This is a genomic window from Rhodoluna lacicola (genome assembly GCF_000699505.1).
Classification (GTDB): Bacteria; Actinomycetota; Actinomycetes; order Actinomycetales; family Microbacteriaceae; genus Rhodoluna; species Rhodoluna lacicola.
Window position 1 is genome coordinate 396,221 of record NZ_CP007490.1, and the last position, 24,044, is coordinate 420,264.

Annotated in this window: 19 protein-coding genes and 2 tRNA genes; 14 read left to right on the plus strand and 7 right to left on the minus strand. The window is 51.8% G+C overall.

Features of this window, described 5'->3' with window-relative positions; genetic code table 11:
* Positions 1 to 4: 4 nt before the first annotated feature.
* Together RHOLA_RS01925 and RHOLA_RS01930 are read right to left on the minus strand one after the other, a co-directional pair.
* Positions 5 to 346, minus strand: coding sequence for a hypothetical protein (locus RHOLA_RS01925; protein ID WP_038501996.1), 342 nt, complete (start codon positions 344 to 346; stop codon positions 5 to 7).
* A complete protein-coding gene (locus RHOLA_RS01930; RefSeq protein ID WP_038501997.1) occupies positions 346 to 570 on the minus strand; it encodes a DUF3107 domain-containing protein in 225 nt (74 codons plus the stop codon). Before RHOLA_RS01930 ends, RHOLA_RS01925 begins: the two co-directional genes overlap by 1 nt.
* Before the next feature lie 59 nt (positions 571 to 629).
* Here RHOLA_RS01930 and RHOLA_RS01935 point away from each other — a divergent pair, with 59 nt between their 5' ends.
* Both RHOLA_RS01935 and RHOLA_RS01940 read left to right on the plus strand, forming a co-directional pair.
* Positions 630 to 3,752: an ATP-dependent helicase gene (locus RHOLA_RS01935; protein WP_051636189.1), complete on the plus strand. Its 3,123-nt coding sequence runs from the start codon at positions 630 to 632 to the stop codon at positions 3,750 to 3,752.
* Positions 3,745 to 6,909, plus strand: a complete 3,165-nt coding sequence (locus tag RHOLA_RS01940; protein WP_038501998.1) for an ATP-dependent DNA helicase — start codon at positions 3,745 to 3,747, stop codon at positions 6,907 to 6,909. Before RHOLA_RS01935 ends, RHOLA_RS01940 begins: the two co-directional genes overlap by 8 nt.
* On the opposite strand, the gene RHOLA_RS01945 is transcribed toward RHOLA_RS01940, so the two are convergent.
* Entirely contained in the window at positions 6,906 to 7,964 is a 1,059-nt protein-coding gene (locus tag RHOLA_RS01945) for a phosphotransferase (RefSeq protein WP_051636190.1), read from the minus strand. The two genes, RHOLA_RS01940 and RHOLA_RS01945, sit on opposite strands and share 4 nt — an antisense overlap.
* On the opposite strand from RHOLA_RS01945, the gene nudC reads away from it, so the two are divergent.
* Positions 7,945 to 8,970, plus strand: coding sequence for an NAD(+) diphosphatase (nudC, locus tag RHOLA_RS01950; RefSeq protein ID WP_051636191.1), 1,026 nt, complete (start codon positions 7,945 to 7,947; stop codon positions 8,968 to 8,970). The two genes, RHOLA_RS01945 and nudC, sit on opposite strands and share 20 nt — an antisense overlap.
* Position 8,971: 1 nt before the next feature.
* On the plus strand, positions 8,972 to 10,651 hold the full coding sequence (locus RHOLA_RS01955; protein WP_038501999.1) for an ATP-dependent helicase: 1,680 nt from the start codon (positions 8,972 to 8,974) through the stop codon (positions 10,649 to 10,651).
* Between the two features lies 1 nt (position 10,652).
* On the opposite strand, the gene RHOLA_RS01960 is transcribed toward RHOLA_RS01955, so the two are convergent.
* Both RHOLA_RS01960 and RHOLA_RS01965 read right to left on the minus strand, forming a co-directional pair.
* A complete protein-coding gene (locus RHOLA_RS01960) occupies positions 10,653 to 11,702 on the minus strand; it encodes a hypothetical protein (protein WP_144239016.1) in 1,050 nt (349 codons plus the stop codon).
* A 59-nt stretch (positions 11,703 to 11,761) separates the two neighbouring features.
* A complete protein-coding gene (locus RHOLA_RS01965; protein WP_038502001.1) occupies positions 11,762 to 13,114 on the minus strand; it encodes a zinc-dependent metalloprotease in 1,353 nt (450 codons plus the stop codon).
* Positions 13,115 to 13,239: 125 nt separating this feature from the next.
* Here RHOLA_RS01965 and RHOLA_RS01970 point away from each other — a divergent pair, with 125 nt between their 5' ends.
* The 9 genes from RHOLA_RS01970 to rdgB all read left to right on the plus strand — a co-directional run bounded on the left by RHOLA_RS01970 (position 13,240) and on the right by rdgB (position 22,156).
* Positions 13,240 to 14,274: a YlbL family protein gene (locus RHOLA_RS01970; RefSeq protein ID WP_038503730.1), complete on the plus strand. Its 1,035-nt coding sequence runs from the start codon at positions 13,240 to 13,242 to the stop codon at positions 14,272 to 14,274.
* A gap of 14 nt (positions 14,275 to 14,288) precedes the next feature.
* Positions 14,289 to 17,174 (plus strand): UPF0182 family membrane protein, encoded by a 2,886-nt coding sequence (locus RHOLA_RS01975; RefSeq protein WP_084321343.1) that lies wholly within the window; start codon positions 14,289 to 14,291, stop codon positions 17,172 to 17,174.
* A gap of 52 nt (positions 17,175 to 17,226) precedes the next feature.
* A tRNA-Met gene (locus RHOLA_RS01980) sits at positions 17,227 to 17,303 on the plus strand.
* 161 nt (positions 17,304 to 17,464) lie between these two features.
* The gene (locus RHOLA_RS07050) at positions 17,465 to 18,313 is read left to right on the plus strand and encodes a PKD domain-containing protein (protein WP_144239017.1); all 849 of its coding nucleotides are present in this window, start codon (positions 17,465 to 17,467) and stop codon (positions 18,311 to 18,313) included.
* 122 nt (positions 18,314 to 18,435) lie between these two features.
* Positions 18,436 to 19,656: a S1C family serine protease gene (locus tag RHOLA_RS01990; protein WP_051636193.1), complete on the plus strand. Its 1,221-nt coding sequence runs from the start codon at positions 18,436 to 18,438 to the stop codon at positions 19,654 to 19,656.
* 8 nt (positions 19,657 to 19,664) lie between these two features.
* Positions 19,665 to 19,982 (plus strand): DUF3039 domain-containing protein, encoded by a 318-nt coding sequence (locus RHOLA_RS01995; RefSeq protein ID WP_051636194.1) that lies wholly within the window; start codon positions 19,665 to 19,667, stop codon positions 19,980 to 19,982.
* A gap of 55 nt (positions 19,983 to 20,037) precedes the next feature.
* Positions 20,038 to 20,841, plus strand: a complete 804-nt coding sequence (gene murI, locus RHOLA_RS02000; protein WP_051636195.1) for a glutamate racemase — start codon at positions 20,038 to 20,040, stop codon at positions 20,839 to 20,841.
* Complete coding sequence (gene rph / locus RHOLA_RS02005) at positions 20,838 to 21,575, plus strand: ribonuclease PH (protein WP_038502002.1); 738 nt, start codon at positions 20,838 to 20,840, stop codon at positions 21,573 to 21,575. The genes murI and rph overlap by 4 nt, the downstream gene beginning before the upstream one ends.
* Positions 21,575 to 22,156: an RdgB/HAM1 family non-canonical purine NTP pyrophosphatase gene (rdgB, locus tag RHOLA_RS02010; protein ID WP_038502004.1), complete on the plus strand. Its 582-nt coding sequence runs from the start codon at positions 21,575 to 21,577 to the stop codon at positions 22,154 to 22,156. Before rph ends, rdgB begins: the two co-directional genes overlap by 1 nt.
* Before the next feature lie 7 nt (positions 22,157 to 22,163).
* Here the strand turns inward: rdgB and RHOLA_RS02015 are convergent, their stop codons facing one another.
* Complete coding sequence (locus RHOLA_RS02015) at positions 22,164 to 22,829, minus strand: DedA family protein (protein WP_051636196.1); 666 nt, start codon at positions 22,827 to 22,829, stop codon at positions 22,164 to 22,166.
* A 111-nt stretch (positions 22,830 to 22,940) separates the two neighbouring features.
* Positions 22,941 to 23,012 (minus strand) — tRNA-Arg (locus tag RHOLA_RS02020).
* A gap of 71 nt (positions 23,013 to 23,083) precedes the next feature.
* Between RHOLA_RS02020 and RHOLA_RS02025 the strand changes: the two genes are divergently transcribed.
* Complete coding sequence (locus RHOLA_RS02025) at positions 23,084 to 24,034, plus strand: glycoside hydrolase family protein (protein WP_038503748.1); 951 nt, start codon at positions 23,084 to 23,086, stop codon at positions 24,032 to 24,034.
* Positions 24,035 to 24,044: the final 10 nt, after the last annotated feature.

A 24,044-nucleotide genomic window follows, 5' to 3' on the forward strand; every position in this document is an offset into this window, starting at 1 on the left:
TCGCTTAGGCGCTCAGAATTACCGTGTCGTCTTTGTTTGAATTATCTTTTTTAGCGGCGGGCTTCAATGACTTTCCGGCCGCGCGGCGCTTATCGATGTATTTAGCACCGAACCAAATAGCCGCAGGCATGCCAAGCATCACAATTAGCCAAATCCAAACCTGGTCGTAGTGCAGGCCAACCCAGGTTCCGATAATCCAAAGCAAGCTTCCAGAGATAACACCCAGGGCAGTTGGCACCAGGGATCCATAGTTTTCGCTTTTTACGCCCACGTATGGAGCGACCAGGCCAAGAATTACTGCGTAAATTGCAATAAAGAGCACATTAAGAAGTGAGATGAAATCCATTAGGCAATAAATCCAACTCGACGGGTTTCTTCCTCGCCGATTTCTACGTAGGCGAGGGCATCAGTCGGAACCACGAACAGGCGCCCCTTGTTGTCAACTAGCTTCAACACTTTTGCGCCGGCTTCAAGCGCCTGGGCAACAACTGATTCAACCTCCGCGGCAGACTGTGCTGACTCGAAGCTGATCTCACGCGAGCTTTGGCGGATGCCGATTTTGATGTCCATCGCAGACCTTTCGTTTACCTGACAAGATTACGACACCTGCACGACCGGCTGTGCCAGAAATGTCACTCTCGCAGGGTAGTTTTGAGCGCATGAGGGTGACTACGGTTTTTGCGTCTCCGGGCGCGGGCAAAACAACCGAGGTCAAACGCCGGTTCTTAAGCGCCATTGAATCTGGCCTCTCCCCAGATCAGGTTTTGGTGATTGCGGCCAGCCGTGAGGCGGCCAACACTCTGCGCGATGATCTAGCGCTAAGCCTGCAGCAGGCAGTTCCTGGCTCACTGGCTCGCACACTGAGCTCATTTGCCTATGCGGTACTACGGGTCAAGGCCATTGCGGCTGGAGAGGTGCCCCCTGAACTAATCAGCGGAAGTGAGCAGGATCGAATTCTGGCCGAAATCATCAATGGACGGTTGGCGGCAGGAATTGGTGATGCTTGGCCCAAGCAGATAAATGCCCAGGTTATGCAACTAAACGGCTTCCGTGCCGAACTGCGAGACCTAATCACAGCCTGTCTAGAGCACGGTGTGAACCCCGATGAACTTAGCGGCCTTGGTAGACAGCACCAGAAACCGGAGTGGACAGCCGCGGCTGAGCTGCTCGAAGAGTACCTTCAGAAATTGTCGGCAGTTGAGTTCGAAAGTCGATACGACACGACCATGTTGCTTCGTGAAGCTGCCGATTGGCTTAGCGCGCTCGCCGAATGGCCAAAGGCAATTGCTGAAGTCAAATTAGTTTTAGTTGATGATGCCCAAGAGCTAACTCCGGCTTCAAGCTATTTTTTGAAGTCACTGACCGCTCGCGGCGCAGATCTAGTTTTAGTTGGCGACCCCGATGCATCCACGCTTGGTTTTCGTGCCGCTGATCCAAGAGCGATGAGCAATTTGGCGCAAGAAATAGCTCAGTTGCACGGCGTAGATGTAGAAGAGATATTTTTGCAACCGCAACATGCAATTCGCACGCCGGCGATATCGCGTGTTCTATCAAAAATTAGTGCTCAAATTGACACCGCACGTGCTGGGCGTCAGCGCAAGGGCCTTAATCCAAAGCAAGAACTAGTTGATGAAGACACGATGGGGGTTGAGGGCCATGTTTTCAATCAGCCACAGGAAGAGGTTGCTTGGTTAGCTAGGCGGCTTCGAGAACTTCATCTCTACGAGGGAATCGGCTGGAACGAGATGGCCGTGGTGGCTCGATCAAGAAACCAACTCGAGCAACTGGCTGTTGATCTAGCCCATGAATCCGTGCCGGTTTCCGTTGCAGGAGCACAGAGCGCACTGCGCGATGAATTTGGTTCAAGAATCTTGTTGCGACTTGCCGATGTTTTATTACACCAGCGACCTATCGATGCGAGCCTGGCCGTGGAGCTCCTTAGTTCACCGCTTTGTGGCTTGGATTCACTTGGTCTGCGCAGGCTTAGACGTGGATTGCGTCGCGAAGAGTTATTGGCTGATGGACTCCGCAATAGCGACGAGCTCTTAGTTGCCCTCTTCGATGCGGTCGGCTCTGTTGTCACCGTGAAGAGTCAAGAGGGGAAAAAGGTTGATCGGTTTCTGAAGAATTATTTCGCTGCTGCCAAAATTGCCAGTGACCCAAACCAGAGCATTGAAGACTTGCTCTGGCAGATTTGGGACTCATCAGGATTGGCAAAATCTTGGCAGGAACTTTCCCGCGGAATCGGTGAGGTTGCCCTTCAGGCGAATCGAAACCTTGATTCAGTAGTTTCTTTATTTGCGGCTGCCAATCGCTATGCGGAACGAAACCCCGGCGGTGACCCACGGGTTTTTGTAGATCAACAATTGGCCTTGGGATTGCCAGAAGACACCTTGGCTCTGAACGATTTACAGAACCGTTCCGTGCTGCTGCTAACTCCGTCGGGTTTAATCGGTCGTCGCTTCCGGGTGGTGGCTACACCGCAGTTGGTTGAAGGTGTCTGGCCAAATTTGCGTCCTAGATCTTCGTTGCTGGGAGCCACGCTTCTTGACGCTTTGATGTCTGGGCGAATTGATGATGTCAAACAGTTGCAGCGCTCTGAATTACCCGATGAATTGCGCATGCTGCACAAGACCGTTGGGTCTGCCATCGAGCGATTGCTAGTGTCGGCAACGAATACGGAAGACAATCAAATCTCACAATTTATCGGCTTGATGCTTGGTCAGATTCCTGACACAAGAACATTCAATTCAAATTCACTTACCCTGCGTGGAATGGCTGGAGCTCTGCGCAGAAAGTTAGCAACCACTCAAGATTCGGCAGAGCAAAGTTATGCCCTTGGCCTCGCGCGACTTGCGCAGGCGGGCATTCCAGGTGCTCACCCGGACAGCTGGTACGGGCTTCTGCCGATTTCTACAATCGAACCACTGGCAGACCTAGAAAACGAAGAAGTCACAATTCGTCCGTCGCAACTCGAAAACTTCGTGAAGTGCCCGCTGCACTGGTTCCTAAATGCCCACGGCGGTGGCGACAAGACCTTTTCGGCAAATCTTGGATCCCTAGTTCACAAGGCGCTGGAATTGGGTGCTGAGGTAAACGAGGAATCGCTTTGGAAACTCGTTGAGTCTAAGTGGCACACTTTGAGTTTTGAATCCGATTGGCTTGAACAAGCTGGGGAACGTAAAGCCAAGAAGATGATCGGCAACATGGTGCAGTACCTGCGCAAGTTTGAAGCAGATGGCGCAAGCGTTATTGGTCGCGAAGTAAGTTTTGAATTTGAAATTGGGAAAGCTCTAGTCCGCGGACAAGTGGACCGGCTTGAACTATATCCCGACGGGCGAGTAATGATCGTGGATCTAAAGACTGGCTCAAAGGCATTCACGGCTGAGGAGGCTCGTGAACACGCTCAGCTTGGTCTTTATCAGCTGGCTTTTGAAAATGGTGCTTTTGATTCGGCAAATGGAAACAACGACGTTATCTGGCCAGCAGATTTTGATCCAAAAACCGCAAAACTCGCTGGCGCAAAGCTACTGCTAGTGAGCGGTGATAAACCAACCGAGCGCGAGCAGCGATCGATTGCCGAAGATTCCTCGGCAAAACAAAAATTTGAATCTATAGTTGCGGCGGCCACTCGTGGAATGGCTATGACTGAACAAGTATTTGTGGCGCAGGTTGGCTCTCATTGCACAAATGAAAATGAGTTTGGCTCCTGCCAGATCCACCTCACTAGGGCGGTGAGCTACGTTGGGTAAATTCAAATTCAGCGCCAACCAGGTTTACCAGGTAATAAAGCCTTATACATTGACCGCTCAGCAGGCTTCAGCCGTCGAGCAGGCCAGAGTTGATTCGCCCACCTTGGTCGTTGCCGGTGCGGGCAGTGGCAAAACTGAGCTAATGGCCGTTCGCGTGCTCTGGCTAGTGGCCAATGGTTTTGCTAAGCCCGAGGAAATTCTGGGATTAACCTTTACCCGAAAGGCCGCGGCTGAATTAAGTAAACGCATTTATGAAAGCCTGCTCAAATTACGAGACAGCCAAATGTGGCCCGAAGATTTGGATTACGACTTCACCGCACCGACTATTTCCACCTACAACGCCTACGCAAATAACTTGTTTCGCGATCATGCACTTTCAATCGGTTACGAGCCTGAGGCGGCACTACTGACTGAAGCAGCCGCATATCAGTTGGCGCGAGAGGTGATTCTGAAGCAGGGATCGCAAATCGACGGTCGGATTGCCGATCTGGATCAAAATCTAAATTCAATCGTCGAAAATGTGCTGGCCTTAGCGCAGAGCATGAATGACAACCTGGCAAACTCCAATCAGGTAGAGGCGTTGCTCAACGAGGTAATTGAGTCGGTCAGTGATTTACCAAAGAAGGCCGGTGGAACAGATAAGTCACAGTTTGCCTACATGTCTTCGAGTCTGCAGCCACTTGCTATCACCCCAATCTTGGCCAAGCTTGCTGATGCATATCGTGCCGAGAAGATGCGGCAGGGATTTGTTGACTATTCTGACCAGGTTGCGTTGGCCGAGCTTGCAGTTCGAGAAGTTCCTGCGCTTCGTGAACGAGAACGCAGCCTGCACACTCAGGTTCTGCTTGACGAGTATCAGGACACTTCTTATCTGCAGACGCGCCTGCTACAGAATCTATTTGCGGGGACATCGGTATTTGCCGTAGGCGATCCAAACCAATCAATTTATGGTTGGCGCGGTGCGAGCGCTTCTAATTTAAGATCTTTCTTCAAGGACTTCCAAGCCCCAGATGAAGCCGTGCCATTTGAACTTTCGACCTCGTGGCGCAACCCCACCTCAGTGCTATCTCTAGCAAATCACCTGATTGATTCACTAAAGGTTGTGGAATTGCAGCCGGCACCTTCAGCATTAGCCGGTCAGGTGTCAGTGGAGTTTGCTCAGGATTTAAATCTGGAGGCGCAAGCTGTAGCTGCGTGGTTTAAACAACGCATGAGCGCAGACAAGACCGGTGCGCTGCTAATGCGCAAGCGCAGTCAAATGCCATTATTTGTGTCCGCTTTAGAAGACCAGGGTATTGAAGTAGAAGTTATTGGTTTGGGTGGTCTGCTTGAGGTGCCAGAGGTTGTAGACCTAGTAAGTGCACTTCGAGTAATACACAATCCGGCCGCTGGAACTCAGCTAATTCGTCTGCTGGCGGGACCGCGTTGGCGGATTGGTGCAAAGGATCTTGAGCGGCTACACCGCTACGCAAGTCGCAAGGCGCGGTTAGAAGAAGAACTCAGAGCAAAAATACAAGAGGGGCTGGCCCCCGAGGATTCGCTCTCAATTGTTGACGCACTGGATCTAATCCTTGATGAAAAGGAACCAGAAAAAATTGGCTTTAGTGATGTTGGTTTGCCTCGACTAAAAGATGCTGCACGTTTGCTGCGCGCAATGCGGCAACAAACTGGAATGTCACTGGTTGAATTTGTCCGTTCCGTGGAGCAGGAGCTTTGGCTAGATATTGAAGTTCAGGCAAATCCAAGACGCAAAAATCCAATGGCACATTTGAACGCTTTTGCCGCAATCGTCGCAGGTTATTCGGCAAGCAACAATCAACCTCACTTAGGCGGTTTCCTTAACTGGCTTGAATTTGCTGACGAACGAGAGAGATTTGAGGTCCCCAGCACCAACCCTGAGCGCGGTGTGGTGCAGATACTGACCATTCACGCGGCTAAAGGATTGGAATGGGACCACGTTGCGGTTGCCAATCTAATCGATGGCGATTTTCCAAGTTCCGGCAAAGGTTCATCGGGTTGGCTTGGCGTGGGTAAATTGCCTTTTCCATTGCGCGGTGACAGCGCTTCACTTCCGGTTTGGAATTACAAGAATCACTCAGCGCAGCCTGATGTAAAAAAGAGCATCGACGAATTCAAAGAGCAGATGCGATTGCACCTATTGAACGAAGAGCTTCGACTGATGTATGTGGCAGTCACTAGACCCAAAGCTGAACTTTTATTGACCGGCTCCTACTGGAAACCCGGGAACAAGAGCCCGCGTAAGCCCTCTCAGTTTCTTCTCTCGGCCTGCGAAAAATTGCAGCTTGAAATTCCAGAGCAAATGTCCCAAGTGAATCCGCTTGAAGAGATTGAAGTTATTGAGAGCTGGCCGCTTGATCCGCTGGGAGAGCGGCATCGCAAAGACGTTGCACGCGCAGCTTCAGAGACCCTTGCAAATATTGAGACTCTGGCCAGCAAGGTTCAAGCTATTCAGCTCGGAGATCAAATCCAGAACGACATCACTCTCTTGCTAGCTGAACGGGAAGCTGCAATTGCAGAACTAGACAACGTCCAGTTGCCGGTCAGAATTCCTGCGTCAAGTTTCAAAGATTACCTAGCCGATTACGATGAGGTGGCCGCGAGGTTGCGCAGGCCCATGCCGCAGCCGCCTTATAAGCAGACTCGTACCGGTACGCTTTTCCACAGCTGGGTAGAGGCGCAATTTGGTGCAGGAGCGCTGGCTGGGCAATTAAAGGATCAGCCACAATCGGCTGACGGCGGTCCTGAATCGCTAGCGATAGAAGATATTGAGCAGCTCAAGAAAAATTTTGCAGCATCAAGATTTGCCAAGCTCAAGCCAGTTGACATCGAACGCGAAATTCAACTGACCATTGGTGAAAACACTTTTATATGTAAGTTGGACGCAGTATTCAAGACTGAATCAGGCTATGAGATCGTTGACTGGAAGACTGGCAAGTCGCCAAAGAATGAGGAAGATCAAAAGCTGAAGACTTTGCAGCTTGCTCTATATCGAATGGCGTACTCACGCTTCACGGGGATTCCGCTGGAGCAAATATCGGTGAGTTTCTACTTCGTTGGCGAAGATAAAGAGATCAAGCCGACTGTTGTGCCAGACGAAGAGGAACTGCTTGAGCTTTGGGGCAAGGTAAACGCTTAAAAAAGTTCGCTGTCTGGTTTTCCGGGCAAGTCAATCGGACGCGTCGCAACGTCTTGAATCGGTGCAACAAAAGATTCAGCAGCCGCAATCGGCGCCGCCTGTTTAGCGACTAGCCTGCCCACTGCTCCCGTTGAGACATCTTCGGCGAGTCCTTCAAGCATTAGTACAGCCTCGTCGATGATGTCTTGATTCTTTTTTCCAATGCCGAACATTAACCATCGTGCAAATTCAAACTCGCTATAAAGGGTGGCTCGCAGAAGTAATGCGTCATCTACTTGATTGTGGGCCTGTCGGTACACGTCAATGATGCTTTCGGATAGTTCATGAATTCCGGCACCAATAATCCACGCTAAGTCTTCTGCCGGATCTGAAACTCGCAGGGTGCTCCAACCTAGAACACCGGACACTTCGTCGTCGAGAGTTAGGAAGGTCTCGCCGTTTAGGCCACCGTGCACAACAGTTGGCTTGAATCGGAACAGACTTGTATCCTCTAGCGCCTGTTCCCATCGCGACAGAAGCACCGATGGGACTTTGCCGGTAGCGGCAAAGCGATCAAGCTCGGCAACGCGTCCGCGAACAATCTCTGCCGGCCCGAAGGATGCCAAATGGGCGTTCTCAATGAGCGCAACGTCAAGATTGTGGATGGCTGCAATTGCGCGCGCGATATTTGCCGATAGCACCGTGTCAGCGCCAACCATTGAGATGTCGGTTTGGTTTCCGTATACGAATTCAAAAACCAGTGCCCGGGCGCCTTTTTCGTCTTTAGTTTCTCCAACCAGATTTGTCACCTTGAACGGTAGGCGCATGCGATCGACCTTGGTTAGGGCTTTGAGGGCACGCAGCTCCACCTCTTGCTCGGCCCCTGCAGACTGCGAGGTAGCCACCCGAATCACATAGTGTTCGCCGGTAGTGCTGGTGAGCAGTGCGGTCTCAAATGCCCCGCTGCTGCCAGTCGAGAGTCCCTTTACCTCGGTGAAGTTAAGTTGTGGAGCGGCCGCTTTCGCAAGCGCCGCTAAAATCAAGGGAGATCTGGCCATGAAAATTAGGTTAGACAAAAATTACGCCTTAGCCATGTACCGCCACGCGAACAGAGAAGCCATGCACGAAGCATTAGATCTACCGCTAGCTCGCTCCGCCGTTGATCGCGACTACCTATCACGCAGCCTGCCAGACCTGTTTGAGAGTTTGGCATCGCTTGCAAGCACCCGGATTTTGCCTGTCTACGACGGCAAGGTTTTACTAACCGGCGCAGCAAACGATCCAAAGCCTGAGCTGCGACTATTCAACACCGATGAGATCACCAGCTTTGAGTATCTTGCCTATTTAGGTAAAACGGTGGGCGCTGCCGAATTGCCAGATGATTCTGCAATTGTGCTTGCAGTTCTTGAAGAAGAATCAGCTTTGGCGATTGAGCCGAACTTAGAAAATTGGCACGTGCTGCGTCGCACCGGGGCCGGTTTGAGTGATTTAGGCGCTGGAATATACGCGCAGGCACTTGCGCTCTATAACTGGAATCGCACTCACGGTTTCTGTCCTAAGTGCGGTGCCGCCACCGAACTTATTCAGGCCGGCTGGGTAAGGCTATGTCCTACTGATGCCCACGAAATTTACCCACGTACCGACCCTGCCATCATCGTGAACGTGATTGATGAGCATGATCGAATCTTGCTTGGTTCGCAGGGGGTCTGGGAAGAAAATCGATGGTCGATTTTGGCTGGTTTTGTTGAGGCAGGTGAGTCACTCACCGCCGCTGTGATTCGCGAGATTTACGAAGAAGCCGGAGTTCGAGTTGTTGAGCCAAAATATCTAGCCAGCCAGGCTTGGCCTTTTCCTTATTCGCTGATGCTTGGCTTTACCGCAAAGGTTGATCCAAAATTTTCTGGCACTGCTTTGATTCCCGATGGCGAAGAGATTGAAAAACTGCGTTGGTTTAGTCGCGAGGACATCCTTCGCGAGGCCCACGAACTTTTGCTTCCAGGTCGCATGACAATATCGCGAGCGATGATTGAGCACTGGTTCGGCGGCGAAATAGTGTCTGCTACAGAAAAAGGCATTCAGTAAGTTGCCAACCGAAACACTTTTAGAAAACCTAGATCCCGAGCAGCGCGAGGCAGCTGAATCACTAGTGGGGCCAACCTGCATTCTGGCAGGTGCAGGAACCGGTAAGACAAGAACGGTTACCCATCGAATTGCATATGGAATAGCCAAGGGCTACTACGCTGCCAATCGCGTGCTGGCACTTACCTACACAAACCGTGCCGCCGGAGAACTCCGTGCCAGACTTCGACAGCTTGGAATTGGTGCGGTTTCGGTTAAGACTTTCCACGCGGCGGCGCTTTCTCAATTGGAATTTTTCTGGCCGCAGTTTGCTGGTGTGCCTGCTCCATCGGTGTTGGAATCTAAAGCGCGACTAATTTCAAAAGTCGCCGATGAGGCAAAGATTCGATTGGACGCGGGCGCCCTGAGGGATTTTGCGGGCGAAATCGAGTGGCGCAAGTATTCAATGCTCAGCATGGACGAATACGCGGGCTTAGTAAAGACTCGGCCCAAGGTTGCCGGCCTCAGCCCTGCCAAAAACTTAGAACTGCAGCGCAGTTATGAAGACGCAAAAATCAAGGCTCAAAAAATTGACTGGGAAGATGTTCTGGTCCTTACCCTAGGTATGTTGCGGGCTGAGCCAAGGGCGCTCGCTCACGTTCAGCAGCAGTACCGATTTTTCACCGTAGATGAATACCAAGATATCTCTCCGCTGCAACATGCGCTGCTGGACACTTGGTTGGGCAACCACTCAGATCTCTGCGTGGTTGGTGACCCAAACCAAACGATTTACTCCTTTACCGGCGCAACCAGCGAGTACCTGCAAAACTTCCGCTCCCGATACCCAGACGCCAATTTGATCCAACTGACTCGCAACTACCGATCAACCCAGCAGATTGTTTCATTCGCCAACCGACTTACCACCGAATCCAACTTGGTGGAGCCACTGCGGTCGGAAGGAGAGGTTGGCCTGGCACCTCGTTCGCTTTCGTTTGCAACCGTGGCCGATGAATGCGCGGCTTTGGCTAGCAGCATTCGAACCAAACTAGACCAGGGCGTCAAGCCAAGTGACATCGCGGTTTTGTATCGGGTCAATGGACAATCTGAGTCAATCGAGCACGCGCTTACCCAAGCCGGCATTGACTACCAGGTGCGCGGCGGCGAGAGATTCTTTAATCGCCCTGAAATTCAAAACGCAATTCGCGCGGTGCGTGCCGAGGCGGTTTCGCCCACCAACAAATCCCTTTTTCAAACCGTCACCGATATTGTGCGTTCCCTTGGTTGGCAAACTCAGCAACCATCCGAAAAGGGTTCACCTCGTGAAAAATGGGAGTCGCTCAACTCGTTTTTGGCGATTACAGAAGAGCTTCCTGAAGATGCAACTATTTCGGATTTTGCTAAAGAGTTAGATGAGCGTCAGCGATCTCAGCACGAGCCAATCAAGGCAGCGGTGACGCTGTCAACTATGCACGCGGCTAAGGGGCTTGAGTGGGACCTGGTCTTCATAGTTGGGCTGACAGAGGGGTATGTTCCAATTACCTACGCCCAAACCGATGCAGAGATTCGTGAAGAGCAACGCTTGCTTTATGTGGGGCTTACTCGGGCGCGAAAGGAATTAACTATTTCTTGGGCACGTCGCGATGCTAACTCAACGCGTGATCGCGAACCATCCCGCTTTTTGAACCTGCTCGCGCCACGCGTGTAATTCAACTTTTATTTTTGCAGTTGCAAGCTGGGTGCTGGGCCCAGACAAACTCGGTGACGGCACCGGATTTCAAATTCAACTGGTAGCCAGTTAGGTTCTCTTCGTGGAGTTTGAAGCCAGAGACTTTGTCTAGGCGGGCAAGAATCTTTTGAATCACCACTCCGGCGGTGAACAGTTGACTTGCCGCGTCGTCAAATCTTTTTTGGCTACTGACTAGTTGACTGGCAAGCACCGGCCAGTTTGAATCGTGATCGGTTCGCAAATTCTCTAGACAAAATAAACATGCGGTCAACCCAGGCAAGATCATTGGGCTGACCGTTGCGAACTCTGCATCAAAAGTGACGGCTATGTGCGGAACGTCTCTACTTAGCCAGGGTGCGTAGCGGCGCGGTTCCATAGCTTGATGTGCAATTAGAACGGCACAATCAAGTTTTTGCAGTTGCCTTTCGAGCAATTTCTTTCCGGTGGAAACCATTGCTTTGTTTGGCGAGGCGGCGAGCAGAGTCCGAAGCGCATCAATACGAGGACGACCAAGCAATTGGCTTGGATAACCGGTTGGCCCAAGGTCACTCTGTTGAACTTGATTTTCATCGTGACTAATTAGGTGCCCCAGTCCTGCGGCAGCAAGCCCCTGAGCAATCATCAGGCCCGTTCTTGAAATATCTTCAATGTGTACCGAGCGCCCCGCCCGCCCAATCAGCACGGCCTCACCGTCGACCGCATGCAACAAACTGGCTCGAATAATTTCCGCAAAAGCCCCCGCCACGAACTCCGAACTCAACTGAATTTTTGTCTTTGGGGCTGGGCTTTCTGCAAGCAACTTTGGCCCCACCTGATTTAGAACTTCATCCGTTTCTGACTGGCTTAAACCCAATTGGCTGGTCACGAGTGGAAGTTGCTGGTCGGCTACTCCTTTGTATAGAGCTGCGATAAGTCTTTCCTGAGCAGGGGTTAGTTGTCTTAGGATCACCGGGTTTGCACCGGTGCCGAGTTGCATTTCGTAGGGTGTGCGCCAGAGTGGTTGTTGGTTTGGGTTTATTCGAAAGACCATTCGCAAATGTTTGCAAGGGATGGCAATGAGCGCACAAGTTATTCACATGGCGCAAGAAGTTATTTGTCGAGTAGGTCTCTGAGTGCTTGATCGAAGGCGTCGGGGTGCTTGCCATCCTCGCGCAATTTAGAAATCAATGCTGTTGGATTTTCGATGTCGGTTGCGCTTGGCAGCACATCTGGATGATTCCAAAGGTCATCGCGTTTCTCAATCCCAACGGCCGTTCCAATTTCACGCCACATGGAAGCTGCCTCGCGCAACTTTCGCGGACGCAATTCTAAGCCAACCAAGGCGCCAAAGGTTAACTCGGCGGGACCTCCGGTGGCTCGTCGTCTGCGTACTGCTTCTGCCACTGCGGCGGCTCTTGGCATACGACGGGTTGCCTCCTCGGTTACAACATCCACCCATCCCTCGATAAGCGCTAGCAGAGTTTCGATTGAGTTCAGTGCCGCTGCTTGGTCTTCGGTGCGATCCGCAATAAATGCACCTGATTGCAAAGCTGCGCGAAGTTCATCGGGGTGCTCGGGATCAAAATCTTCGGCAATTTCTGTGATTCGTGAATTATCAATAGAAATTTCAGACGCGTATTTTGAGATTTGCGAAACCACCGCATCGCGAAGCCACTTGCTGTGCTTGAACAAGCGAACGTGCGCCATCTCACGAATTACCAAGTAGATGTAAGCCTGGTCTCGTTCAATCTCAAGACCATTCACAAATGCCTCTAGGTTCTGCGCAACGAATGCAGCGCGCTGATCCTTGAATAGCGGAAGCCCAATATCGCCACCGGTTAGTACCTCGTGAGAAAGTTTTCCCAGCGCCTGGCCAAGCTGCATGGCAAACAGGGCGCCTCCCGCTGATTTCATGACGCCACTTGCGTTCCCTAGAATTTCTTGGATTTCCTCAGGAGCGTTTTGGGTCAAGTTTTCACTGAGCGCTTCACTCATTCGATTTGCCACTGGCTCACTCAGTGCTTGAAACAGCGGCATGGCATCGGCAACCCAGAGTTCGCGCGAGAGTAACTTTGGTTCACCAATTAATTCGGGAATTGTGGTGGCCTCATTAAGCCATAGGGTGCCAATGGCAACGGCATCGGAAATTTGCTTCCTGGCTTCACCAGAAATTGTCAGACTGCCCGAGCGAGCCAGCGCCTTTGCTTGGCTGCTGGCCAACTCCCAGTTGACCCCCCTTTCGCCAGAAGTGAAGGTTCCGCCCTGCGCTTGTAGCGAACTTATTACCTGCTTGATTTGGTCCAGCATGGCAGCCATAGCGGCAGGGTCCTTTGGAAGTCCGGCCGCCTCGGCCAGTTGTTCTGGGTCAATCGGGTTGTCGCCACTCAAAAATTGACGCATGAACGCTTCAAAGTCATCGGGGTTCAAGCCACCGGTGCCGCCTGGATTTTGATTATCGTTCATTCGCGTCCTTACCTACTAAGACTAATCACGCTTAGGCTTAAGGCATTCCTGTGAATGTAGTGAGGGCCCATTTGAGTTACAACACCGATTTTGATTCGCGCCAGTTTTCAAGGCCGCGAAAATCAGTGGGCTTAGTTTTTCTTGCTCTTGGTGCAGCGGCGCTAATGGGCGTTTGGTATTTTCCGACTCCTTACGTGATCGAGCAACCTGGTCCCGCCTACAACGTGCTCGGCACCGATAGCGGTAAGCCGATTATCTCTATCGATGGCGCACCAACTTTTAAGACATCAGGAAATCTTGATTTATTGACCGTGCAGATAGCCGGAAATAGAGAGCGGACGCCAAGTTGGCTCGAGATTTTTGGTGCCTGGATGGATCCCTCTAAGAGCGTTTTGCCAATTGACCAAGTCTTCCCGGCAAATCAGACGGCAGAAGAATCTACCGCAGAGAGCACCGCCATGATGGAGCAATCACAGCAAGAGGCAATTGCCGTTGCGCTAAAGAATCTTGGTTACGACGTACCTGTGCAGCTTTATGTGAGTGAGGTCACCAAGAACTCGCCATCCAGCGGGCAAATTGTGGCAGCAGACTTTATTCAAAAAGTTAATGGCATTAAAGTCTCAACCATTGAAGAACTGCGAGAAAACGTTAATGAATTTGATGGCAAAACACCACTGACGATTGAACTTATTCGCCAGGGTGAAACCAAGGTGTTTTCAATCACGCCGAAGAAAGATGAGACCGGTGCCTATCGAATCGGTATCTTGGTTGGCTATAAATATGACTTCCCGGTCAAGGTAAATCTTCAGCTTGGCGATGTGGGCGGTCCTTCTGGCGGAATGATGTTTGCCCTAGGCATTTATGACAAGCTAACCCCGGGAGAACTAACCGGCGGAAAGTACATCGCGGGCACGGGAACAATTGACGGTTCTGGAATTGTTGGACCTATCGGAGGGATTCAGCAAAAAATGTATGGAGCACAGAAAGCTGGTGCCAAGTACTTCCTGGCACCAAAAGATAACTGCCCTGAATTAGCGGGACTTGAACCCTCTGACATGAAGATTTTCAAAATTACAAACTTCAAGGATGCTCTTACCGCCGTTGAGAAAATCGGCGCCGGGGAAGATCTTTCGGCTCTACCAACCTGCACTACTAAATAAGCAACAGGAGAATCATGACTAACAATCTTGCGCCCAAGATAAACAGTTCGCCGGCCGCTATCGCCACCATAATTTTGGTGGTGCTGGGTGTTGCCGCACTTGGTGCACTTGGTGTCTACACCGACATCCTCTGGTTTGGCCAGTTGGGCTTTGGATCCGTCTTCACTACTCAGATAGTGGCTCAGGCCGGTGTCTTTGTGACCGGCGCAATCGTATTGGGCGCGCTGGCCTGGGTGGGCTTTTATGTTGCTTATCGCACCCGACCCATCTATCTAAAGTTTGCCGACGAACGCGACCCATTTGCCGCTTATCGAATGCTGCTGGATCAGCTTCGCAAGGTGATCATGATTGGCTTGCCAATAGTGCTTGGTGTCTTGGGTGGTGTGGCCGCGGCTTCGCAGTGGAAGCTAGTGCTCACCTGGCTGAATCGCACCTATACGGGTGAAGTAGATCCACAGTTCGGCTTGGATATCTCTTTCTACTTATTTGATCTTCCTTTCCTCACCGCGGTGGTTGGTTTCCTATCGGCGGCGGTCTTGATTTCCGGTTTGGTTGGTGCTGCCGTACACATGATTTACGGCAACATTCGTTTCAACGGTCGCGAGACAAAGGTGGCAAAGTCAGCGCGAATTCAAATTGCAATTTCTGCTGCTGTATATTTGGTGCTGCAGGGCGCAAGTCTTTGGCTTGACCAGTACGCCACCATGACAAGTTCAAGCGGCCTTTACACCGGCGCAACCTACTCGGACGTGAACGCAAGAATTCCTGGCTTCCAGATTTTGGCGCTGATTTCACTTGTGGTCGCGGCACTGTTCTTGATCACGGCTGTTATCGGTCGTTGGCGAATTTCAGTAATGGGTACCGCGTTGATGGTGATCAGCTCAATTGTGCTAGGTGGGGCATACCCATGGTTGGTCCAGACCTTTCAGGTAGTGCCAAACGAGCGAACACTTGAGGCTGAGTACATCAAGCGAAACATTGAAGCCACTCGCGCCGCCTACGGTCTAGATGCGGTGGAGTCTTCTGAATACAAGGCCACCACCGATGCAACCGCCGGTGCTCTTCGTCAGGATGCGGAAACAACTGCAAACATTCGAATCATTGACCCGGCTTTGGTGAGTGCCTCTTTCAAGCAGCTTGAGCAGTACAAGCAGTACTACAGTTTTGCCGGACACCTAGATGTTGATCGCTACACAATTGACGGCAAAACCCAAGACACCGTTATCGCCGTTCGCGAGTTGCAGCAATCAGGTCTTGGCGATTCACAGTCTTGGTACAACAACGTAATTGTTTACACCCACGGTTACGGTGTAGTTGCCGCCTACGGAAACCAGCGCTCTTCTGAGGGTCAGCCGGTTTTCTTGCAAAAGGGTATTCCATCTATCGGTGCACTGGGCGAGTATGAGCCACGAGTTTACTTTGGTGAAAACTCACCGCTGTACTCAATCGTGGGTGCGCCAGCTGGTGCCGAGCCTCGCGAACTGGACTATCCGGCGGGTGACGGTGAAGCTGACCAAACCTACACAACCTTCAAGGGTGACGGTGGTCCAAAGTTAGATAACATCGCGGCTCGCTTGGCCTATGCAATTAAATTCCAGAGCGAACAGATCCTGCTGTCTGATGCAATCACCAACGAATCACAAATTCTCTATAACCGCGATCCGCGTTCGCGCGTTGCCGCAGTTGCTCCATACCTAACCCTCGATAGCGACAGCTATCCAGCGGTGGTCGATGGACGAGTGGTTTGGATTGTTGACGGTTACACCACATCTAACAACTACCCGTACTCACGATCAGAAAACCTTAGCCAAGCAATTGCTGACAGCGGAACCAACGACACCTTTGCGCGTGGTTCAGTGAACTACATTCGCAACTCGGTGAAGGCAACGGTAGATGCTTACGATGGCAGCGTCAACTTGTACGCGTGGGACGAAAAAGATCCAATCTTGAAGACTTGGTCAAAGATTTTCCCAAATACCATCAAGTCAATCAAGGAGATGTCAGGTGACTTATTGAGTCACGTGCGTTACCCAGCTGACCTGTTTAAGGTGCAACGTTCAATTCTTGGTTCATACCACGTGAGCGATGCCGGTTCTTTCTACTCTCAGGAAGACGCTTGGATGACTCCAAACGATCCTGTCTCTGGAACAAGTGTCACCAGCGGTTCACTGCAGCCGCCTTATTACTTGACCATGCAGGTGCCGGGCACTTCGGCACCGGCGTTCTCGCTGTACACAACCTTTATTCCAAAGTCCACCGGCGAAGCCAGCCGAAATGTCTTAAAGGGCTACCTAGTTGCCGACTCTGACGCTGGAAACGAAGCGGGTAAAGTTTCGCCGAACTATGGAAAGTTGCGGCTGTTGAATCTTCCTGCTAGCACGATTGTGCCCGGACCCGGTCAGGTGCAAAACGCATTCAGCACCGATGCCGAGGTTAGTCGACTGCTGAATATCTTGAGACAGGGTTCAACTCAGGTACTCAACGGTAACTTGCTAACTCTGCCAGTCGGTGGTGGATTGCTTTACGTGCAGCCGGTTTACATTAAGTCAACCGGTGAGACAAGCTTCCCGTTGCTCAAGAAAGTTCTAGTTGCCTTTGGTGACAAGATCGCGTTTGAGGACACTCTGGATGGTGCGCTAGACGCATTGTTTGGCGGTAACTCTGGAGCAAATGCAGGCGACGGATCTTCAATCGTCGTGCCGACAGACCCAACCACACCAACCGATCCAAAAGCACCAACCTCTAGCAAGGCAGCCGCGCTCAAGCAAGCATTGACCGCCGCCAGAAACGCAATGATCGCTAAAGACAGTGCAATGGCAAAGGGTGACTGGACCGCTTATGGAAAGGCAGAGGCTGACCTTAAGGCTGCTCTCGATGCTGCGTTAGCGGCATCGCAGTAAACCGATAGGGGCTTTCGACTCTTAGCCTCGCGTGCTACACTGGTTCTACCGACGCGGGGTGGAGCAGTTCGGTAGCTCGCCGGGCTCATAACCCGGAGGTCGTAGGTTCAAATCCTGCCTCCGCAACCAGTACAAAAACCCAGTCTCACTTTTCATTCGAAAAGCGGGGCTGGGTTTTTCTTTTGAAGTTTTCAAGGCTGTGCATAACTTTTTTGCCACCTGCTGCGGGCGATTATCTTTGGCGCATGTTGCATCCCATAAAAACCAATTCAATCTTGGGTTTGGCGGTAATGCTAAGTCTGTTGATTTTTGCGCCGCAGCCAAGTTTTGCCAACTGCAAAAACTCTGGCGGTTCATCGGGGTCAAACAAGGTCGGCTCCCAGGTCAATGGCAACAGCGTGACAATTTGCGCATCGGCGGTGTCCGTTGTTCCCGCCCGCTCGACTAAAGTCACCGCTCAAATTACAAAACCCACCAAGACGCTAGCTAATCCGATCGCCAAGCAGATTGGCAAACCGATTGCTAAGGCCGTTTCAAGACTGGTTTCAAAGTCGGCGCCAAAATCGGTGACCAAGCCGGCTGTAAAAATCGTGGCTAAACCAAAGCCATCCACCTTCAAAACCAAGTCGATGGCCAAGACAGTCTCAAAACCCAGCAGCGCCAATAAGACATCGGCTGCAGCCAACTTCACCCCGGCGGCTGCGGAGGGAAGCGTCTACCCGTCAAATCAATTGGCAGTGGGCCAGGAGGCTTCGTTTGTTTCTAACGCCGTTCAGCACTACCGAACCGGAACCCTGCTGAATCTGCCGACCGAAGTTCGCTTTACCCCGTTGACAGTGCAGTGGGATTTTGGTGATGGCAGGACCGCGGCTGGCGCATCTCTGGGGTACGCGTTTTCAACACCAGGAATTCATGACGTAAGGGTCAGGGTGGTGTACGCGATTAGTTATCGAATTAAGGGCAGTTCCATTTGGATTGCCGAACCAGAAAGCATCACTCTAGCCGACGAGGTCCAGGTGCTAGTGTCGGCCAATTCGAGTTTCGATTACAACCCAAGTCAAACTCAGGAACCTAATCAACGGGTGCTGCTGGTGGGATCAGATTGCCTGAGCAGCCCGGGCTCTTTTGGGTGCAACTAGTTTGAGTTCGCTCTCTCAGAAATTGTTCAGAAAGTTTTCATAAACTAATCAGACTCACTTGTAATTCTCTTATTAGCAGCAACTTGGCTGCCCATTAGATTTCAAGTCCTGAAAGGTTCAAGATGTCTGATTACAATCGCCAGTTCTTGTTTGACCAATCGACTAACCCTGTGGTCCCTCCAAAATTGTCGTTTCGACAGAAGCTTGCAAAGCGCACAACTTTTCTAACTGGAACTGCAGCCGTGGTGCTTGGCGCGGTGGTGGGCGCTGGCGTTGGAGCCGGCGTTGGCGTTGCCGTTTACAACTCCTGGACTAGGCCAGCCGCTGTGGTGGTCAACGATGCAAAATCCGTAACTTGGATCACCGGAGCAGCAGCGGTAGCGGCACCATCGGTGGTTACTCTCAGTGTCTCCGGGGTGGGAGGCAGCGGAAGTGGCTCAGGTGTCTTCTTGACAGAGGACGGATACATCCTTACCAACTCGCACGTAGTGACTCTTGACGGCTCAACTGCCTCGGTGAAGATTGAGGTCAAAACCTACGATGGTCATGTTTACGATGGGAAAGTAATTGGCACCGATCCAATCAATGACCTTGCCGTAGTTAAGGTTTCGGCACCAATCAGCTTCAAGGCAATTACTTTTGCCGATTCCAACAAGATCAACGTGGGCGATCGCGTGCTTGCGATTGGTGCCCCACTTGGTTTAGCCAACACAGTTACAGAGGGTATTGTTTCGGCGTTGAATCGAACTATTGCGGTGGCGTCTTCGGCTGTGCCAGATAATTCTGGCCTGGGCTTTGGAGGCCTCCAGTTTTTCAACGGCACTGGTAGTTCGATTAACCTTCGTGTGATTCAGACTGACGCTGCAATTAATCCCGGAAATTCGGGTGGTGCGTTGGTTGACGAAACCGGAAAACTAATCGGCATTAACGTAGCGATTGCCTCTGCAGGTTCAAGCAGTCAGGCAGGAAACATCGGAGTTGGCTTTGCAATTCCATCAGATGTAGCCAAGCGCATTGCAAAAGAAATCATGACAACTGGTAAGGCCAGCCACGCTCTGCTTGGAGCAGGGGTTGTTGATTCAACGTCATCTGCAGACAATTCTGGCTTTAGCGTTGGCGCTTTGGTAAAGAGCCTGACACCCGGTGGTGCTGCCGAAAAGGGCGGGATTCAGGTTGGTGACATCGTTGTGAAGTTCAACGGACAGGCGATCACCACCGCCGGTGAGCTAACCGCCGCCGTTCGTCAGGAGCCTGCGGGCGCAAAGGCCCAGGTGGAAGTGCTAAGAGATGCAAAGCCTCTGACCTTGAATGTAGTCTTGGGTGACGCTGCCGATCTTCAGTAGGCAAGAAAATGAGTGGATATTTCGTGGGTGAAGAATTTTTGAATGAATTGAGCAGAGAAGAAATCGGTGGGCAAACTGCTGGTTCCACTTTGCTCGAAGAACAGATTCAAAACGTTGAACCCGGGGACCACGAGAGAAACTCGCACTACGTTCGAAAAGAAAAAATCGTCGAATCCGCTGTACTTGGAACTCCGGTGATTGCACTCTGTGGCAAGATTTGGGTTCCGGGTAGGGATCCGGAAAAGTTTCCAATTTGCCCAACTTGCAAAGACATTTACGAGGGCCTGCGGCCCGAAGACCCAAAGAGCGCAAACCCAGACAAGTAGCGCGAAGCGTTCTCCCATCGGCGGCATTGAAAGCGGCCGCGGGTAGACTTTTCGTGTGAATGATGCGCCAATTGGAATCTTTGACTCTGGAGTCGGTGGGCTTACCGTAGCTCGAGCAGTAATCGACCAGTTGCCAAATGAATCCATCATTTACGTTGGCGATACGGCTAACACCCCCTACGGACCTAAGAGCATTCAAGAGGTTCGCGACTTGGCTCTTGCCGTGATGGATCGCTTGGTTGACGAAGGGGTAAAGCTTTTAGTTATCGCCTGCAACTCGGCCTCCGCTGCGGTACTTAGAGATGCGCGCGAGCGCTATACCGTCGGCCGAGGAATTCCAGTCGTTGAGGTAATTCAACCTGCGGTGCGCCGAGCTGTTGCTTCAACACGCAACCGCAAAATTGGGGTAATTGGAACCGCGGCGACTGTGACTTCAAAGGCTTATGACGATGCTTTTGCCGCTGCCGTAGATTTGCAGATCACTAGCGCAGCTTGCCCTAGGTTTGTTGAATTTGTTGAGCAGGGCATCACCTCTGGCCCAGAGCTATTGGCGGTTGCCGAGGACTACCTAGGCCCCATCCGCGACGCCGGCGTGGACACCTTGGTGCTTGGCTGCACACACTACCCATTGCTTACCGGAGCCATCTCATACGTAATGGGCGAAGACGTTACCTTGGTGTCGAGTGCTGAAGAAACCGCAAAGGATGTTTATCGAACTTTGGTTGCTCATAATTTGCAGCGCACCGCGTTGAGCGCGCCAACTCTAATTTTCAAAGCCACCGGCAACGCTGAGTCATTTGAAAAACTTGCCCGCAGATTCCTGGGGCCCGAGGTTACGAAAGTAGAAGAAATCCGATGACCGTTCGTGTTGATGGCAGAACCCCTGATCAGCTCCGCAAAATAACAGTTGAGCGTGGCTGGAGTGATCATGCCGAGGGATCGGCGCTAATTTCTTTTGGCGGCACCAAGGTTCTTTGCACCGCTTCTTTTACCGCCGGTGTTCCTCGTTGGAAAGTTGGCAAAGGTGAGGGCTGGGTAACTGCAGAGTATGCGATGCTGCCTCGAGCAACTCATGATCGCAACGACCGTGAAGCCGTCAAGGGAAAAATCGGTGGGCGCACTCATGAGATCTCTCGCCTAATTGGCAGAAGCCTGCGTGCGATTGTTGATGTGCGAGAACTCGGCGAAAACACCATTGTGATTGACTGCGACGTTCTGCAAGCAGACGGCGGAACTCGCACCGCTGCCATAACCGGCGCATACATAGCGCTGGCAGATTCGATTGCCTGGGCCCGTGAAAAGAAATTAATACCAGCAAAGGCACAACCGCTTACTGGCAGTGTGGCGGCGGTTTCGGTTGGGATTATCGATGGTGAGCCGTTTCTTGACCTGGCCTACACAGAGGATGTGCGTGCACACACCGATATGAATGTGGTTGTTACCGGTGATGGAAAATTTGTAGAGGTTCAGGGAACCGCCGAGGGAGTGCCGTTTGACCGCGATGAGCTGAATCTGCTGCTTGATTTGGCGCTCAAGGGAACCACCCAACTAACTCAGATTCAGAAAGCCGCCTTGGCTGGGGCGGCCAGCTAATGAAACTAGTTTTGGCCACTCACAACCAACACAAGGTTGAAGAGGTTGGCGCGATTCTTGCTCAGACCATTCCAACTATCGAGTTGCTTGGCTATGACGGCCCCGAGCCTAAAGAAGACGGAACTAGCTTCCTGGAGAATGCCCTGATCAAGGCACGCGCCGCGTTCTTACACACCGGACTGCCGTCAATCGCGGACGACTCTGGAATCGCCGTTGAAATTCTTGGGGGAGCACCGGGAATATTCAGTGCCCGATGGGCCGGCGGCCGAGATAATGTGGCCAATCGCCAGTTGCTGCTAAGTCAACTAGCAGATGTTCGTGACCAAGACAGGGCGGCTTCATTCGTTTGCACTATCGCCATGGTTTCGGACGATGGTGAAGTTTCCTTCACCGGAATCTGGCCCGGCCGAGTTGCACTACAGGAGCAGGGGCTGAATGGGTTTGGCTATGACCCCGTTTTTATTCCAGAGGGATTTGAAGTAACCGCGGCCGAACTAGAGCCAGAAGTTAAGAACGCACTGAGCCACAGATCGCTAGCTCTCTCGCAACTGTCGAGTTATCTACTCCAGCTTGAGCGCTAAGCAGTAGTTATCGAATTAGGGCTTCGGTCTTGTGCTGACGACGGGTCTTCACAATTTCCATAACGATTGGAATGGTTGAAAGAACTACAAATCCAATAGTGAAATACTCCACGTGCTCTGCTACAAACGGAATCTTGCCAAGGTAATAGCCCAGCAGGGTAACTCCGGTGCCCCAGCCAACAACCCCGTAGAAGTTGTACTTCAAGAATTTGCGGTAATTCATCTGGCCGATGCCGGCTGCTACCGGAACAAAGGTGCGCATCACTGGTACGAAGTGCGCAAGGATGATTGCCTTTGCTCCATATCGTTCAAAAAACGAGTTAGTGGAATCTACATTTTTTTGGCTGAAGAATTTTGAATCGGTCTTATTGAAAATGGCCGGACCGGATTTGCGACCAATCCAATATCCGGTTTGATCACCCAGCCAAGCAGAAATCGAAATTGCCGCACAGGCAAACCAAATTGGCACCGGAGCCATCTCGTTTCCAAGTGGGAAGACCACGTCGCCGGTTGAAATCATCAGGCCGGTCACGAACAGCAGTGAGTCGCCCGGTAGGAAAAAGCCAACTAAAAGACCGGTCTCAATAAAGACGATGGCGCAAACACCAATTAGTGCGTAGATGCCGAACGATGAGATCAAGGTCTCTGGTTGTAGCCATTCGATTCCGAACATCTTCTCCTGTTTTCGTTGATATGCGCGCCCCTAGCAGGAATCGAACCCGACAAGCCGGTCAGGGCTTGGAGCCTGACTTGCTTGTGCAACTGGTTGATCCTGTGCGGTACGCGCCCCTAGCAGGAATCGAACCTGCGCACCCGCCTCCGGAGAGCGGTGCTCTATCCCCTGAGCTATAGGGGCAAAGGGCTGAGTTAAGACTAACAGCGCCACTGGCCTAGGCTAGGCGCAGAATTGTTAGAGCGGAGTTGATTTTGGCACTTAGGTTACCTGGCCAGTGGGTTTGGGATTCTTGGTTCGTCTTTGATGGCCAAAAACATCACGCGTTCTACCTGCAGGCATCGCGCGGACTTTTAGATCCAAATCGGCGTCACCGAAACGTGACAGTGGGTCACGCAATTTCAAACGACCTCAAGAGCTGGACAGTGGTGGCCGATGCCTTAGCACCATCGGAATCACCCGCCCCAGATAGCTGGACCACATGGACTGGCTCGGTCGTTCGCGATGAAGCCGGGCTCTGGTGGATGTTTTACACGGGAACCAGTCGCGAGGATGCCGGAGAGCGCCAAACAGTTTGCGCAGCAACCTCACCAGACCTAATTACTTGGACAAAAGTCACCAACCTTCCGGTGGCCGCCGCGGATACGCGTTGGTACAAGACCCTTGCCGCTGGTTTTGACAACGAACCATTCAGAGACCCGTGGGTTTTTAAGCTCCCGGGTCAATCCGAATGGACCATGCTCATCACCGCAGGTTCGCCGAAGGCCAATAGTCGCCGTGAAGAGGCCGTCATGGGGGTTGCCAAATCAAAAGACCTAATCAACTGGCAAATCCAGGCGCCGCTCGGTGCCCCCGGCCAGGGTTTTGGGGAAACTGAGGTTTTTCAGTTTGAAATTATCGATGGTGTGCCAATTTTGCTGTTTTGCTGCTCATCGCAGTGGATTTCAGATGAACGCAAAGCCGCGGGGGAGATTGGTGGCGTTTACAGTTTGCCGGTGTCAGCTGACCTGAGCGATGTGGATTTCAAGCGCGCTGTGCTGTTCCCAGATACCTCTCTATACGCCTCTCGATTGGTGCAAGACACCAATGGCGGCTGGAACTTGATCGCTTTTTTGAACAACGTAAATGGTGAATTCGTGGGTGAGCTTTGTGACCCAATCCCTGTGACGGCGGATCCGGTGAAGGGGCTGGTTCCCAAAGTCTAGATAACCGCTA

Bases quoted from the DNA above. Each gene is read 5' to 3' on its own strand.
- RHOLA_RS01925 (WP_038501996.1), bottom strand. From the start codon at position 346: ATGGATTTCATCTCACTTCTTAATGTGCTCTTTATTGCAATTTACGCA.
- rph (WP_038502002.1), top strand. From the start codon at position 20,838: ATGACCGTTCGTGTTGATGGCAGAACCCCTGATCAGCTCCGCAAAATA.
- RHOLA_RS07050 (WP_144239017.1), top strand. From the start codon at position 17,465: ATGCTAAGTCTGTTGATTTTTGCGCCGCAGCCAAGTTTTGCCAACTGC.
- RHOLA_RS01930 (WP_038501997.1), bottom strand. From the start codon at position 570: ATGGACATCAAAATCGGCATCCGCCAAAGCTCGCGTGAGATCAGCTTC.
- RHOLA_RS01960 (WP_144239016.1), bottom strand. From the start codon at position 11,702: ATGGTCTTTCGAATAAACCCAAACCAACAACCACTCTGGCGCACACCC.
- RHOLA_RS02015 (WP_051636196.1), bottom strand. From the start codon at position 22,829: ATGTTCGGAATCGAATGGCTACAACCAGAGACCTTGATCTCATCGTTC.
- RHOLA_RS01965 (WP_038502001.1), bottom strand. From the start codon at position 13,114: ATGAACGATAATCAAAATCCAGGCGGCACCGGTGGCTTGAACCCCGAT.
- RHOLA_RS01975 (WP_084321343.1), top strand. From the start codon at position 14,289: ATGACTAACAATCTTGCGCCCAAGATAAACAGTTCGCCGGCCGCTATC.
- RHOLA_RS01990 (WP_051636193.1), top strand. From the start codon at position 18,436: ATGTCTGATTACAATCGCCAGTTCTTGTTTGACCAATCGACTAACCCT.
- RHOLA_RS01995 (WP_051636194.1), top strand. From the start codon at position 19,665: ATGAGTGGATATTTCGTGGGTGAAGAATTTTTGAATGAATTGAGCAGA.
- nudC (WP_051636191.1), top strand. From the start codon at position 7,945: ATGAAAATTAGGTTAGACAAAAATTACGCCTTAGCCATGTACCGCCAC.
- RHOLA_RS01935 (WP_051636189.1), top strand. From the start codon at position 630: ATGTCACTCTCGCAGGGTAGTTTTGAGCGCATGAGGGTGACTACGGTT.
- rdgB (WP_038502004.1), top strand. From the start codon at position 21,575: ATGAAACTAGTTTTGGCCACTCACAACCAACACAAGGTTGAAGAGGTT.